Here is a 13,260-nt window from a genome sequence, read left to right as displayed (position 1 = left end):
CCCGCACGACCCGGTGGCCGGGTCGACCCCCTCCCGGGTCGGCCCGGCCACCGCCGTTTCCGCACCCCGGACGGCGGTCAGGCGCTGCGCTGGACCATGCCGAGGACGACGGCGATGCCGAGCACGGAGCGAGGCTTCCAGGGGGTGCGCCACAGCCCGCCGTGGTTCGCGCCCTGCCAGACGATCTCGAGCGGGTGCGCGAGGTCGACGGCGGGGTTGGCCACGGCCGAGGGGTTGCGCAGGTCGTGGACGAGCAGGGCGGCCATGAGGGTGTTCGACGTCGACGGGTCGAAGACCTCGACGCCGAACCGGTGGGCGCCGGCGTACGCCGCCGCGAGCACCCGGTTGCGCATGACCGAGCGGGTCCGCGTCGCGGGCGCGACGTTGAGCGACACGAGCCGGCCCGAGGCCCGCGCCTGCACCGCCCGCCAGCGCTGGATCCGCTTGGCGAGCGCGTAGTTCGGGCCCTGCTGCGGCACGAGCGAGTCGTTGAGGCCGACCGGGGTGCCGTCGGGCAGGTCGACGACGCCGTCGTAGTTCGGCGTGAAGAGCCGGCCCGCGGAGCCGACCCGGCCCAGGCGACCGAGGAGCGTTCGTTCGGCGTAGCGCCGGCGGGAGTCCTCGACGGCGTCGGCCGGCACGAGGAAGGCGTCCGTCGGCGTCGCGAGGAACGCGAGCGAGACGTCGTCCCGGGCGGCGAGCAGGCCGGCGGTCACCGCGTCGACGGCGACGGACGCCCGGGTGTGCAGCGCGCCGTCCGCGTAGACGTAGTGCCCGAGCGTGAAGGGGCCCTCGATCCGGGCGAGCCAGCCGAGGACGGCGGGCGCCTGGGTGAGCAGGTCGACCCCGGCGGCGTCCGCGACCTCGTCGTCGGAGGCTCCGGCGGGCAGCCAGCGCGAGACCGGTACGGAGAGCCGGCCGGGGGACGTCCGGGCCACCTCGAGGAGCCGGCGCCAGATCGCGGGCCGGGGCAGGTCGACGGCGACGACGTGCGCGCCCCAGCGCAGCAGGGAGACGAGCGGACCCATCTCGGCGCCGGCGCCGAGGACGACGACCGTGAGGTCGCGGGCGTCGAGCCAGCCGGGGTGGGCGGCGACGGACCGGACGGCGTCCGCGAACGACGGTTCGACGGTGCCGGCGGCGAGCCAGACGTCGAGCCGGTGCCCGAGGGCGTCGCCGGCGAGCCGGCCGCCCGCGTACGGCACCGACAGCCCGGCGGCCCCCGCGCCGTCCGCCGCCGCTGCGCCGCGCCCCTCGACGACGACCGTGTGGATCGAGGGCATCCGCTCCTCGTCGGCGACGCCGCCGGCGAGCGCGACGTCGAGCGGCAGGTCCTTGCCGCCGACGTCGACGACGAACCGGGCGTGCACCGAGTCCAGCCCCGCGCTGGCGATCTCGACCGGGCCGGCGCCCTCGAGCAGGGTGAGGTGCCGGAACGGGTCGAGGTACCCCGTCCGCCAGTCCGGCAGGCCCTCGACCCGGGCCGCGAGGTCGGGGTCGTACGTGCGGACGGCGTCCGCGAGCACCGCCTGCCCGGTCCGCGACGTCGAGCGGCGGCCGCCGTGGGCGGGGAAGACGACGCCCTCGGGGGCGGGCTGCTCGGTCACGGGCACATCCTGCCGTGACCTGCGGCGCGGCGGGTATCCGCCGGCCCCTCGGGCAGGGGTTCCCCGGCAGCGGTTGTTGATCTTAGGATGCGCCGCACGTCGCAGCCGAAGGAGTGGCCATGTCCCGCTCGTCCCGGTCCGGTGCCCTGACCCTCCGGCTGCTCGCGGCCGCCGCCCTCGCCGCACCCGCCCTGCTGTCGGCCGTCGCGGTCGCCCCGGCGGCCCGTGCTGTGCTCGGCACGTGCACCGCCCCGGAGGCGCACCAGCCGTTCGACCTCACCGGCGACGGCCTCCACGACTGGGCCCTCGGCGAACCGGGCCGGGGCGCCGACGAGGGCGCCGTCCACGTCGTCTCCCTCCTCGGGACCGGGTTCCGCGACCTTCGGCTCGTGCAGGGCGCGCCGGTGCTGCCGGGCGGGGTTGCCGTCCCGGGCACCTCCGAGGCCGGGGACCGGTTCGGTGCCGCGACGGCGATCGGCGACTTCGACGGCGACGGCTGCGGCGACCTGGCGGTCGGCGCACCGGGCGAGAACGGCGGCCGGGGCGCGGTGACGATCCTCTTCGGCAACGCGGCGGTGCCGGACCGGGTCTTCGGCGAGGGCTCCTTCGGTGGCGCGACCGCCCGCCCGGGCGAGCAGTTCGGAGCGGTCCTGCTCACCGCCGAGCTCGACGGCGACGCCCGGACCGACCTCGTCATCGGCGCCTTCGGCGAGCGGGTCACGTCGACCGGCAGCGAGCAGGGCGGCTTCGCCGTCGTCACCGGCGCCCAGCTCGCGGCGGGCACGACGACCTTCCCGCAGGGGGTCGTCACCGCCGCCTCGGCGGGCGTGCCCGGTACCCCGGAGAACGGCGACCGGTTCGGCCGCGCCCTGGCCACCGGCGACGTCGACGGCGACGGTGACGACGACCTGGCCGTCGGTGTCCCCGGCGAGAACGCCGGCCGGGGTGCCGCCGTCGTGCTCACCAACCCGGGCAGCGGGATCCGCGCCCCGTTCACGGCGAAGGGGTTCGACCAGAACAGCCCCGGCGTCCCCGGTACCGCCGAGCCGGGCGACCTGTTCGGCGCCGCGCTCGCGGCGGGCGACGTCGGCTTCCCCGGCGGGTTCGCCGAGGACCTGGCCGTCGGCGCCCCGGGCGAGAACGCGTCCGCCGGGTCGGTGACCTTCGTGCCCGGGTCGGCCGCCGGCCCGACCGGCACCGGGAGCACCGTGGTGACCCAGGACACCCGCGGGCTCGCCGGCGCCGCCAGGGCCGGGGACCGGTTCGGTGCGGCCCTGCTCGTCGCGGCCTTCGACGAGAAGAGCTCCACGAACAGCGTCGTCATCGGCGCCCCCGGGGACGTCGTCTCCGGGCACGCCGGCGCCGGGTCCGTGACGTTTCTCGAGGAGTCCGCGACCGGCCCGACCCCGCTGGCGGACTTCACGACCGTCGGCACGTTCACCCAGGACTCCTCACGGGTGCCCGGCACGGCCGAGGCGGGTGACGGCTTCGGCTCGACGCTCTCCGGTCACGGCGGCGCGACGGACTGGTCGCTGCTGATCGGCGTCCCGGGCGAGGACCTCGGGGACGTGGCCGACGCCGGCGCGGTCAACTGGTTCGACGGCGCGGCCGGCGCCGGTGCCTCACCGGCCGGCACCACCCTTGTCGAGGCCGACACCCCCGGCATCGTCGGCGGTCGCGACCGCGGCGGCCGCTTCGGGGCGGGCCTCGACGGCTGACCGGCCCGCCCACTCCCTGCGCTCGCGTCGTCCACCCGAGGAGCCCCCATGGCCCGCCCGCCCCGCCCCCGCCGCACGGTGCGGCTGCTCACCGTAACGTCGCTCGTCGCCCCCGCCGTGACGATGGCCTCGGTGGTCGCCGTCGCCCCCGCCGCCGAGGGCCTCATCGGCACGTGCAGGGCCAACACCTCGGTGCAGACGCTGGACCTCACCGGCGACGGCCTGCCCGACTGGGCCGTCGGCGAGCCCGGGAAGGGCGCCGACGCGGGGGCCGTGCACGTCGTCTCCCACGTCGCCGGTGGCTACCGGGACGTGCGGCTCGCCCAGGGCGCACCGGTCGTGCCGGGCGGGCCCGCCGTGCCGGGCACCGCCGAGCCCGGCGACCGGTTCGGCGCCGCGGCGGTCATCGGGGACTTCGACACCGACGGCTGCGGCGACCTGGCGGTCGGCGCGCCCGGCGAGAACGACGGCCGCGGGACGGTGACGATCATCTACGGCGGGTCGGACGCGGCCGTCCCGTTCCGGGTCGTCACCGAGGGCATGTTCGCGGGCGCGACCGCCCGGCCTGGGGAGCACTTCGGCGCCGTCCTGGAGGTCGCCGACATGGACGGCACCGGCGGGGACGACCTCGTCATCGGCATCCCCGACGAACGGGTCACCGCCACGGGCACCTCCCAGGGCGGTTTCGGCATCGTCAGCGGCTTCCAGCTCACCGACCGGGCCTTCCCGCAGCGCCTCGTCACGGCGAGCTCGCTCGGGGTCCCCGGGACCGCGGAGAACGGCGACCGGTTCGCCGCGTCGCTGGCGGTCGCCGACTTCGACCTCGACGAGGACCTCGACCTCGCGGTCGGCGTCCCCGGCGAGAACCGCGACGCGGGCGCCGTCGTCGTGTTCAGCCTCATCAGCAGCTTCTCCGCCGCGTCCCTCGCACGGGCGATCGACCAGGACACCCCCGGCGTTCCCGGCACCGCCGAGCCCGGCGACCGGTTCGGCTGGTCGCTCGCGGCCGGTGACGTCGGCTTCCGGGCCGAGGGGATCGACCTCGCGGTCGGCGCCCCCGGCGAGAACGCGGGGGCCGGGGCCGTGACCTTCGTCCCCGGCTCGGTCAACGGGATCACCGGGGCCGGTGCCGTCGTCCGCTCGCAGGACACCGCCGGGGTCGCGGGCGTGGCGCAGGCGGGCGACCGTTTCGGCACCTCGGTCGTCGTCACCCGGCTCGACGAGCAGTCCTTCGTCAACAGCATCGTCGTCGGTGCACCCGGGGACGTCGTCTCCGGCCACGCGGGGGCCGGGTCCGTCACCGTGCTCGCCCAGACGGCGACCGGGCCGAACCCGGACGACGCCGACGTGCGCGTCGGCCTGCTCTCCCAGGACACGTCCGGCATGCCGGGCGCCGCCGAGGCCGGGGACGGCTTCGGCACGACGCTCGCCGCGGTGCAGGGCCGGTCGCTGCTCATCGGCGTCCCCGGGGAGGACCTGGGCGGTGTCGCGAACGCCGGCGGCGTGAACTGGCTCGACGGGACCGACGGCCTCGAGGCCTTCCCGAACCCGACGTTCGTCGAGGCCGACACCCCCGGCATCGTCGGCGTCCGCGACACCGGCGGCCGGTTCGGATCCGCGCTCGACGGCTGACCGGCGACGCACGTCGCCCGACGGGAACAGGACCTTGGACCCCCGGGGATCTTGAACGCTCCTGCGACGCTGGCAGTCACCCGTCCGACCGAGTCCACCCGAGGTACGACGATGTCCCCAGCTCCTCTTGTACGCCTGCCTGTCGTCATCCAGGGCGGCATGGGCGTCGGCGTGTCCTCCTGGCAGCTCGCGAACGCCGTCGCCCGGACCGGCCAGCTCGGTGTCGTCTCCGGCACCGCGCTCGACGTCGTCGTCGCCCGCCGGCTGCAGGACGGCGACCCCGGCGGCCATGTCCAGCGGGCCCTCGCCGACTTCCCGCTGCCCGACGTCGCCCGCCGGGTCGTGGACGCCTACCTGCGCCCCGAGGGCCGTGGCGGCGAGCCGTACCGGCCGGTCCCGCGGCTCGGGCTGCGCCCCGACCAGCACCGCGACGAGCTGAGCGTCGTCGGCAACTTCGTCGAGGTCTGGCTCGCCAAGGAGGGCCACAGCGGCCTCGTCGGGATCAACTTCCTGGAGAAGATCCAGATGGCGACCCCGGCCGCGGCCTACGGCGCGATGCTCGCCGGGATCGACGTCGTCCTCATGGGCGCCGGGATCCCGCGCGAGATCCCGCACCTGCTCGACGAGCTCGCCGAGCACCGGCCCGGCACCGTCACCGTCGACGTCGCGGGCGGGGAGTCGGGGCACGTCACGCTCGACCCGACGACGCTCGCGCCGCGCGACGCGCTCCCGCCGCTGCGCCGTCCGACCTTCCTCGCGATCGTGTCCTCGCACGTCCTGGCCCAGTACCTCAACCGCGAGGACTCCACCCGGCCCGACGGCTTCGTCGTCGAAGGCCCCGTCGCGGGCGGCCACAACGCCCCGCCGCGCGGCAAGCTCGTCCTCGACGAGACAGGTCAGCCGGTCTACGGCCCGCGGGACGACGCGAACCTCGAGGCGCTGGCGTCGATCGGGCTGCCGTTCTGGCTCGCGGGCGGCTACGGCGAGCCGGAGATGGTGAAGAAGGCCCTGGAGTCGGGTGCGGCCGGCGTCCAGGTCGGCACGCTCTTCGCGCTGTCCCGGGAGTCCGGGCTGCTCGACCCGCTCCGCGAGGAGCTCCTGCTCGCCCTGCGGGCCGGCACGCTCGAGGTGCGGACCGAGGCCTCGGCGTCCCCGACCGGCTTCCCGTTCAAGGTCGCCCAGCTCTCCGGGACGCTCTCGGACGACGCCGAGTACGAGCGCCGGCCGCGGCTGTGCGACCTCGGCTACCTGCGCCAGCCGTACGCCCGGGCGAACGGGCAGGTCGGCTACCGCTGCCCGGCCGAACCCGTCGACGTGTTCATCCGCAAGGGCGGCGACCCCGAGGGCACCGCGGGCGCGAAGTGCCTGTGCAACGCCCTGACCTCCGACGTCGGCCTCGGCCAGCACCGCAAGGACGGCTACGTCGAGGAGCCGATGGTCACCCTCGGGGCGGACCTCGCCGGCGCCCGGCGGCTCGACAACGAGCACTGGCTGCACGGCGGCAACACCGAGGGCTGGACGGCGACCGAGGCCGTCGCCTGGCTGCTCCGCGAGGTGGCCGTCGCCCCGACCGACCCGAACCCGGTGGCCAGCGGGGTCTGAGCCCGTCCGGATCGGGGTCCGGCCGCCTCACGACTGGTCCGGGATCTCGAACCGCCCGAGCTCGGCCGGCGGGGCCGTGTCCGGCAGGATCCCGGCGGCCCGCAGCCGGGACAGGTTCACGGCGTACCAGGGGTCGTGCTTGGCGACGCGCCCCTCCAGAACCAGGACCTTGTCCGCGAAGGGCAGCCGGGTCAGCGCCGGCACGGCGTCGTCGGACAGCCGGGCCAGGTAGGCGAGGTCGACCTTGCCCGTCGCCGCGTACCGGTCCACGTTCGCCGAGGCGGCGACCGCGTCGGGGCTCATGAGGTTCAGCCCGAGGAGCGCCCCGGCGGCGGCCAGGACGACGCCGCGCGCGACGAGGTCGACCCGCCGCACCGTCAACGCGAGCCCGCAGAGCACGAGAACCACCGCGAGCCACACCTCGAACGCCGCGACGTGCAGGCGCAGCACGGTCCAGCCGAAGTACTGCTCGTAGAGGGCCATCCGGCGCAGCGCCGACGCGACGACGACGAGCACGAGGACGACGAGGCCGCCGCCGAGCAGGCCGAGCAGCCGCCGTCCGCTCGACCGGTCGGTGCCGGCCCGGCGGCCGGCCCACGCGAGCAGGACGACGGCGATGAGCGTGACGGCGACGAGCTGGCCGAAGCCCTGGCGGGCGCGCTCGGCGGCCGTCGTCCCGGTGCCGAGGAGCGCGTCGGGGCGGGCGGCGAACATCACGGTCGCCTGGACGGCGACGAAGGCCGCCAGGACGACGTCGACGAGCACGAGCGGCACCGCCCACTCGACGGCGGACCCGCCGCGGTGCGGCACCCGCACGGCCTCCCACCGCGGCGGCGAGGCGGCGAGCGTCGCGAGGGCGAGCGCGAACACCGCGCCGATGACGAGCAGGACGGCGCGGCCGGGCAGCGACTGCAGCTCCAGGCTCGGGGTGACGGCGTCGACGACGGCGGCGAACGCCGAGTCGGCGGAGGCGAGCAGGGCGCCGACGACCCAGACGACCACCAGGCCGAGCGCACCGCCGCGCAGCCACGGGCCGACCCCCGCGGGCCGCTTCAGCGAGGCGAACCGGGAGCCGGCCCACAGCGCGCCGCGGACGCTCGCGACGGCCGTGGCCGGCCCGGTGAGGAGCACCGAGGGCCAGGTCCGGCCGTCCGCGGCGGCGAGCAGCGCGAGCCCGAGCGCACCGACGACGCTCAGCGCGACGGTCGGGGCGGCGTCCCGGACCGCCGGCACCCAGGCGAGCGCCACGGCGAGACCGGCGGCCGTCGTCCGGTAGGCGGAGCGCGGGCGGTCGTCGCTGCGGGCCGCGAGGACCGCGACCACGGTGAGCGCGGCGGCGACGAGCCCGGACTGCAGCCCGAGCCGCGGGGCGTAGAACGTCGACGCGACGAGCAGGCCGACACCGAGGCAGGCGGCGAGCAGCGCCGCGGACGGCGGCGCCGCCGGCTTCGGCCAGTACCGCTCGACGAGCGTGGGGCGGCGCGGGCCGATGAACCCGGGAAGCATGGGGTGGGGCGCGGTGTAGCCGGGGTGCCCCGCCCAGGCGGCCTGCACGGCCTGGGCCTGGCCGGGCGGCGGGGGCGCGTACGCCGTGGCGGCGGGCGCGCCGGGGCTCGCGGTCGAGGCCTGCGCGGCGGCGGGCTTCGGGTCGGTGGTCGGGGTCTCGTCAGGCACGGGAGGTCTCCTGCCTCGTCGGGGTGTTCGGGGCGGTGCCGTTCGACGGCGCTGCCGGGCCGGCCGGCAGCTCGGCGCGGATCCGGCAGCCGCGGGGTGAGGGGACGACGGCGATCCGGCCGCCGTGCAGGGCCACCGCCCAGCGGGCGATGGCGAGGCCCAGCCCGGTCCCGCCGCCGCCGGACCGGCCCGCGGGGGCACCGGCCGGCTCCGGCGTGGTGCCGTGCTCGAAGCGCTCGAAGACGGCGTCCCACTGGTCGCGCGGGATGCCGGGACCGTCGTCGGTGACCTCGACGACGAGCCCGCCGGCGCCGTCGGACCGGCAGCGGACGTCGACCCGGCCGCCCTCGGTGGCGTGCCGGGCGGCGTTGTCGACGAGGTTGACGAGCACCTGGCGCAGCCGGGCCGGGTCGGCGTCCGCGGTGAGGTCCTCGGGGACGTCCACGAGCACGTCGCGGCCGGGCCGGGCGATCCCGACCTCGTGCGCGACGTCGTCCGCGACCGACCGGACGGCGACGGCGCTGCGCCGCAGCGGGGCGACGCCCGCGTCCGCCCGGGCGAGGTCGAGGAGGTCCTCGACGAGCGCGGCGAGCCGCTCGGTCTGGTCGAGGGCCTCGGAGAGGGCCGGTCCGTCGGGCTCGCGGACGCCGTCCACGAGGTTCTCGAGCTGGGCCCGCAGAGCGGCGACCGGCGTCTTCAGCTCGTGGGCGACGTTGGCGAGCAGGTCGCGGCGCTGCCGGTCGACCTTCGCGAGGTCGCGGGACATCGCGGTGAACGCGCGGGCGAGCTCGCCGACCTCGTCGCGGCTCGTCGTCCGGACCGGGGTCGCCGGCCGCCCTGCGGCCATCTCCCGCGCCGCGGACGTCATCTGCCGCAACGGGGACGTCATGCCGTGCGCGAGCACCTGCGTCACGACGAGCCCCACCGCGACGGCGAACGCCATGCTCCACCGGCCCCGCCAGCCGAGGTAGTCGAACCCGATCCACGTCGTGAGCACGCCCGCGACGATGCTCGACGCGACGAGCAGCCCGAGCTTCGCCTTGATGGAGCGCACCGGGTCGAGCGGGCGCAGGTCCAACCTCATGCCGACGACGGTAGCCACGATGTGCGGCGCTCCCGCGTGCTTCGTGTGGAGGAGCCGTGAAGGCCGCGGCGGTGGTCCGGGGGCCGCGACGCCGCCCGCGGCCGGTGCCCCGCCGGCCGTGGGCGAGCACTGGTGCGGCGGCCCGGGCGCTGGTTAGAGTCGGCCCGCCGCCGACAGCAGGAGGACGACGCCCTGGTGAGGCAGGGCCGCGCGGGGCGCGGCCACCCACCGACCCGAGCCAGGAGGCACCGCCGTGACCGAGCGCCCGTTGACCGTCCTGTTCATGCCCGAGTCCGCCTTCGGCCCGACGAACCAGTGCATCGGGATCGCGGACGTGCTGCGCCGTCGCGGGCACCGGATCGTCTTCGCCGCCGAGGCCTCGTGGAAGGGCCGGCTCGCCGCGCTCGGCTTCGAGGAGGACCTCGTCGACCTCGCGCCGCCGCCCGAGCCCGTCCTGGACGCCGACGGCACCGAGGTCGAGCAGGACGCCGGGCAGTTCTGGAAGGACTTCATCCGCGACACGGCACCGGAGTTCCGCCGTCCCACGGTCGAGCAGCTCGAGTCGTTCATCAGGCCGACGTTCGCCGCGCTCGTCGACGGCGCGCGGTACTGCGAGCCGCAGCTGCGCGAGATCGTCGCCCGCAGCGGCGCGGACGTCGTCGTCGAGGACAACGTCGTGGCGTTCCCGGCGCTGAACACCGCCGGGGTCCCCTTCGTGCGCATCGTCTCCTGCAACCCGCTGGAGGTGCCCGGATCCGGGGTGCCACCGGCGTTCTCCGGCCTGCCGGCCGCCGACGACACGCAGTGGGCGTCGTTCCGCGCCGAGTACGACAGGGTCATGCGCCCGCTGTGGGCGGACTTCGACGCCTGGGTCGTCGAGCAGGGCGCCCCGCCGCTGCCGGACCTGGAGTTCGTCCACACCAGCGACGTCGCGAACCTCTACGTCTACCCGGCGGAGGCCGACTACACCGACGCCCGCCCGCTCGGCCCCGCCTGGCACCGGATGGACTCGAGCGTCCGGGAGACCGACGAGGCGTACGAGCTGCCGGCCGTCGTCGCCGACCGCCCGGAGGGCAGCGCGCTGCTCTACGTCTCGCTCGGCTCTCTCGGCGGCGCCGACCTCGACCTCATGCGGCGGCTCGTGGAGAGCCTGGGCCGCACCCCGCACCGGTACGTCGTGAGCATGGGGCCGCGGGCCGCCGAGCTCGAGCTGGCCCCGAACATGGTCGGCGCCGAGTTCCTGCCGCAGACCCGGGTCATCCCGTCGGTCGACGCCGTCGTCACGCACGGCGGCAACAACACGACGACGGAGGCCCTGCACTTCGGCAGGCCGATGGTGCTGCTCCCGCTGTTCTGGGACCAGTACGACAACGCGCAGCGGATGGACGAGCTCGGGTTCGGCGTCCGGCTCGACACGTACCGGTTCACCGACGAGGAGCTGGCCGCCGCGATCACGACCGCCCTCGAGCCCGCGCGCCGGGAGCGGCTCGCCGGCGTCGGGGCCGCCGTCCGCGCCCGGGACGGTCTGCGCCGGGGCGCGGACGTCATCGAGGCGGCCGGCCGCGGGCAGCGCGCCTGACGGTGGCCGACGGCGGATCCCTTCTCGCGCAGCAGGTCGCGCAGGCCGGCCGGGAGCTCGTCCAGCGCGCCCGCGAGGGCTTCACGGCCGAGCCGGTGGACCCGCCGCTGACCCTGGTGACCGCTCTCGACCTCGGTGCGGGCCGGCACGTCGCCGTCGTGGCGGACGGGGCCGGACGGCGCTGGACGGTGCCGGTCGTCGTCACCGCGGCCCGTGCGCGGCGGGCGACGGCCGGGGACGGCGTCGCCCAGGCGCTCGTGGAGCTGCTCGCCCGGCCGCAGGGGCCCGCCCCGGACGGCTTCCGGCTGGTGCGCTGGTACGGCGCTGCGGCATCCGGTGAGCGCGCTGTGACCGCCGACCAGACGAACGAGTCGGTCGTCGTCGGCGAGCGCGCCGTGGTCAAGTGGGCGCTGCGCCAGCCGGCGGCCGGGGACGACGTCCGGCACCCGGCACCCGAACGGCTCGGCGCCCTGGTCGCCGGCGGCTTCACCGGCACCGCACGCCCCTGGGGGGTGCTCACGGCCGACGTGCCCGGCGGCACCGAGCCGTTGCTGCTGGCGACGGTCACCGAGTACCTGCCGGGGGCCCGGGACGGCTGGGACTGGGCCGTCGCCGACCTGCGCGCCCACGCCCGGGGCGACCTCGACGAGGCCGCCGCGCTGATCCCGGTCGCCGTCCTCGGCGACCTCGTCGCCGGCCTCCACGCGGCGCTCGCGACCGCCGGCCGCGGCGCCCTCACCGGCCCCGAGGCGCAGCAGTGGCACGCCCGGGCCCGCGCCGACCTCGCCGAGGCCGTCGCACGCGTCGACGGGCCGGAGGGCGAGCGGCTCACGGCGCGGGCCCCGCGGATCGCCGCGGGGCTCGCCCCGCTCGCGCACGCGGCCGGCAGCCCGACGATCGACGTCCACGGCGACCTGCACGTCGGCCAGGTGCTGCGACGCCCCGGTGCGGACGGTCCGGCCTACGCCGTCGTGGACTTCGACGGCAACCCCGTCGTGGCCGCCGCCGAGCGCGCCCGGCGCCTACCGGCGGCGGTCGACGTCGCCGGCATGCTCGCGTCGCTGGACCACGTCGGCCGGGTGGTGCTGCGCCGCACCGAGGGGGTCGACGCCGCCGTCGTGACCCGCTGGACCGCCCGCGCCGAACGGGTCTTCCTCGACCGCTACCGCGCGGGCCTGGCCCGGCACGGGCTGTCCGACCTCCTCGACGAGCGGCTCCTGCGGCCCGTGCGCCTGCAGCAGGAGTGCCGCGAGTTCCACTACGCCGTCCAGCACCTGCCGCACTGGCGCTACGTGCCGGACGGCGCGCTCGGCGCCCTGCTCGACGCCCCCGACGGACCCGACGCCCCCGACGAACCCGGAGCGCACCGCTCGTGATCCCTGCCGCCTTCCTCGCCGACCTCGAGGCCAAGCCCGCCGTGCTCCGCGACCTCGCCGACCGGCTGCGGGACGAGGACCCCTGGGCGCGCCTCGCCCCGGCGCGCAGCCGCCGGGTGCTGCTGCTCGGCATGGGCTCGTCGGCCTACGCGGCCGGCGTCGTCGCCGCCCGGCTGCGGGCCGCGGGGGTCGACGCCGTGGCCGAGCTCGCGAGCACCGACCTGCTCCCGGCGGCGGGCGACGACACGCTCGTCCTGGCCGTCTCCGCCGGCGGGGGCTCCCGCGAGACGACCGCGGCCGTCGAGCACTACCGCGCCCGCGGGCCGGTGGCGCTGCTCACGAACCGGCCCGGGTCGGACCTCGCGGCGACCTGCGACACCGTCGTCGCGATGCACGCCGGCGAGGAGGCGGGCGGTGTGGCGTGCCGCTCCTTCCAGCACACCCTGCTGCTCCTGCTGGCCCTGGCGAACCGGGTCGGCGGGCCGCCGGTGGACGTCGCGCGGCTGGCGGCGCGGGCCGCCGACGCGAGCGAGGACCTGCTCGCCCGGCGCGACACTTGGCTGCCGGGGCTGTCGCAGGCCCTGCTCGGCCCGGACGGCACCCACCTCGTGGCCCCCGCCCGCCGGCTGTCGAGCGCGCAGCAGGGCGCGCTCATGCTCCGCGAGGGTCCGCGCCGGCCGGCCGTCGGCTGCGAGACCGGCGACTGGAGCCACGTCGACGTCTACCTGACGAAGACCACGGACTACCGGATGCTGCTGCTCGCCGGCTCCCGCTGGGAGGACGAGCTGCTGCGCTGGACGCGGGAGCGGGGGTCGACGGTCGTCGCGGTCGGCGGCGACGTGCCGGGGGCCACGACGTCCCTGCGGTACGCGGGCGACGAGGACGACGACGTGCGGCTCGTCAGCGAGGTCCTCGTGCCCGAGCTGCTCGCCGCCGACGCCTGGCTGCGGGGCTGACCCCCGCCGGGCCGGCCGCGGCGGTCCCCTAG

Annotated in this window: 9 protein-coding genes; 6 read left to right on the top strand and 3 right to left on the bottom strand. The window is 77.0% G+C overall.

Annotated elements, in window-relative coordinates; all coding sequences use genetic code 11:
• Positions 1-77: 77 nt before the first annotated feature.
• Positions 78-1,607 (bottom strand): hypothetical protein, encoded by a 1,530-nt coding sequence (locus EDJALFJO_RS16455; RefSeq protein ID WP_088287168.1) that lies wholly within the window; start codon positions 1,605-1,607, stop codon positions 78-80.
• A 119-nt stretch (positions 1,608-1,726) separates the two neighbouring features.
• Between EDJALFJO_RS16455 and EDJALFJO_RS16450 the strand changes: the two genes are divergently transcribed.
• The 3 genes from EDJALFJO_RS16450 (at position 1,727) to EDJALFJO_RS16440 (ending at position 6,559) form a co-directional block, all read left to right on the top strand.
• The gene (locus tag EDJALFJO_RS16450) at positions 1,727-3,325 is read left to right on the top strand and encodes an FG-GAP repeat protein (protein ID WP_088287166.1); all 1,599 of its coding nucleotides are present in this window, start codon (positions 1,727-1,729) and stop codon (positions 3,323-3,325) included.
• Between the two features lie 48 nt (positions 3,326-3,373).
• Entirely contained in the window at positions 3,374-4,957 is a 1,584-nt protein-coding gene (locus tag EDJALFJO_RS16445; protein ID WP_088287164.1) for an FG-GAP repeat protein, read from the top strand.
• Positions 4,958-5,116: 159 nt separating this feature from the next.
• Positions 5,117-6,559, top strand: a complete 1,443-nt coding sequence (locus tag EDJALFJO_RS16440; RefSeq protein WP_198950370.1) for a nitronate monooxygenase — start codon at positions 5,117-5,119, stop codon at positions 6,557-6,559.
• 27 nt (positions 6,560-6,586) lie between these two features.
• On the opposite strand, the gene EDJALFJO_RS16435 is transcribed toward EDJALFJO_RS16440, so the two are convergent.
• Both EDJALFJO_RS16435 and EDJALFJO_RS16430 read right to left on the bottom strand, forming a co-directional pair.
• A complete protein-coding gene (locus EDJALFJO_RS16435) occupies positions 6,587-8,233 on the bottom strand; it encodes a DUF4173 domain-containing protein (RefSeq protein ID WP_088287160.1) in 1,647 nt (548 codons plus the stop codon).
• A complete protein-coding gene (locus tag EDJALFJO_RS16430) occupies positions 8,226-9,317 on the bottom strand; it encodes a HAMP domain-containing sensor histidine kinase (RefSeq protein ID WP_088287158.1) in 1,092 nt (363 codons plus the stop codon). The genes EDJALFJO_RS16435 and EDJALFJO_RS16430 overlap by 8 nt, the downstream gene beginning before the upstream one ends.
• Before the next feature lie 283 nt (positions 9,318-9,600).
• Here EDJALFJO_RS16430 and EDJALFJO_RS16425 point away from each other — a divergent pair, with 283 nt between their 5' ends.
• From EDJALFJO_RS16425 to EDJALFJO_RS16415, 3 genes are read left to right on the top strand one after another with little or no spacing between them, the layout of a single operon-like run.
• Positions 9,601-10,896: a nucleotide disphospho-sugar-binding domain-containing protein gene (locus EDJALFJO_RS16425; RefSeq protein ID WP_088287209.1), complete on the top strand. Its 1,296-nt coding sequence runs from the start codon at positions 9,601-9,603 to the stop codon at positions 10,894-10,896.
• Between the two features lie 2 nt (positions 10,897-10,898).
• On the top strand, positions 10,899-12,272 hold the full coding sequence (locus EDJALFJO_RS16420) for a hypothetical protein (RefSeq protein ID WP_198950369.1): 1,374 nt from the start codon (positions 10,899-10,901) through the stop codon (positions 12,270-12,272).
• The gene (locus EDJALFJO_RS16415; RefSeq protein WP_088287156.1) at positions 12,269-13,228 is read left to right on the top strand and encodes an SIS domain-containing protein; all 960 of its coding nucleotides are present in this window, start codon (positions 12,269-12,271) and stop codon (positions 13,226-13,228) included. Before EDJALFJO_RS16420 ends, EDJALFJO_RS16415 begins: the two co-directional genes overlap by 4 nt.
• The last annotated feature ends 32 nt before the right edge of the window (positions 13,229-13,260 follow it).

It is taken from the genome of Kineosporia sp. A_224 (genome assembly GCF_002198655.1).
Classification (GTDB): Bacteria; Actinomycetota; Actinomycetes; order Actinomycetales; family Kineosporiaceae; genus R-H-3.
The sequence above is the reverse complement of the archived record's forward strand: the minus strand, read 5'-3'. Positions and strand labels throughout refer to the sequence as shown.

Bases quoted from the DNA above. Each gene is read 5' to 3' on its own strand.
- EDJALFJO_RS16450 (WP_088287166.1), top strand. From the start codon at position 1,727: ATGTCCCGCTCGTCCCGGTCCGGTGCCCTGACCCTCCGGCTGCTCGCG.
- EDJALFJO_RS16445 (WP_088287164.1), top strand. From the start codon at position 3,374: ATGGCCCGCCCGCCCCGCCCCCGCCGCACGGTGCGGCTGCTCACCGTA.
- EDJALFJO_RS16440 (WP_198950370.1), top strand. From the start codon at position 5,117: ATGGGCGTCGGCGTGTCCTCCTGGCAGCTCGCGAACGCCGTCGCCCGG.
- EDJALFJO_RS16430 (WP_088287158.1), bottom strand. From the start codon at position 9,317: ATGAGGTTGGACCTGCGCCCGCTCGACCCGGTGCGCTCCATCAAGGCG.
- EDJALFJO_RS16425 (WP_088287209.1), top strand. From the start codon at position 9,601: ATGCCCGAGTCCGCCTTCGGCCCGACGAACCAGTGCATCGGGATCGCG.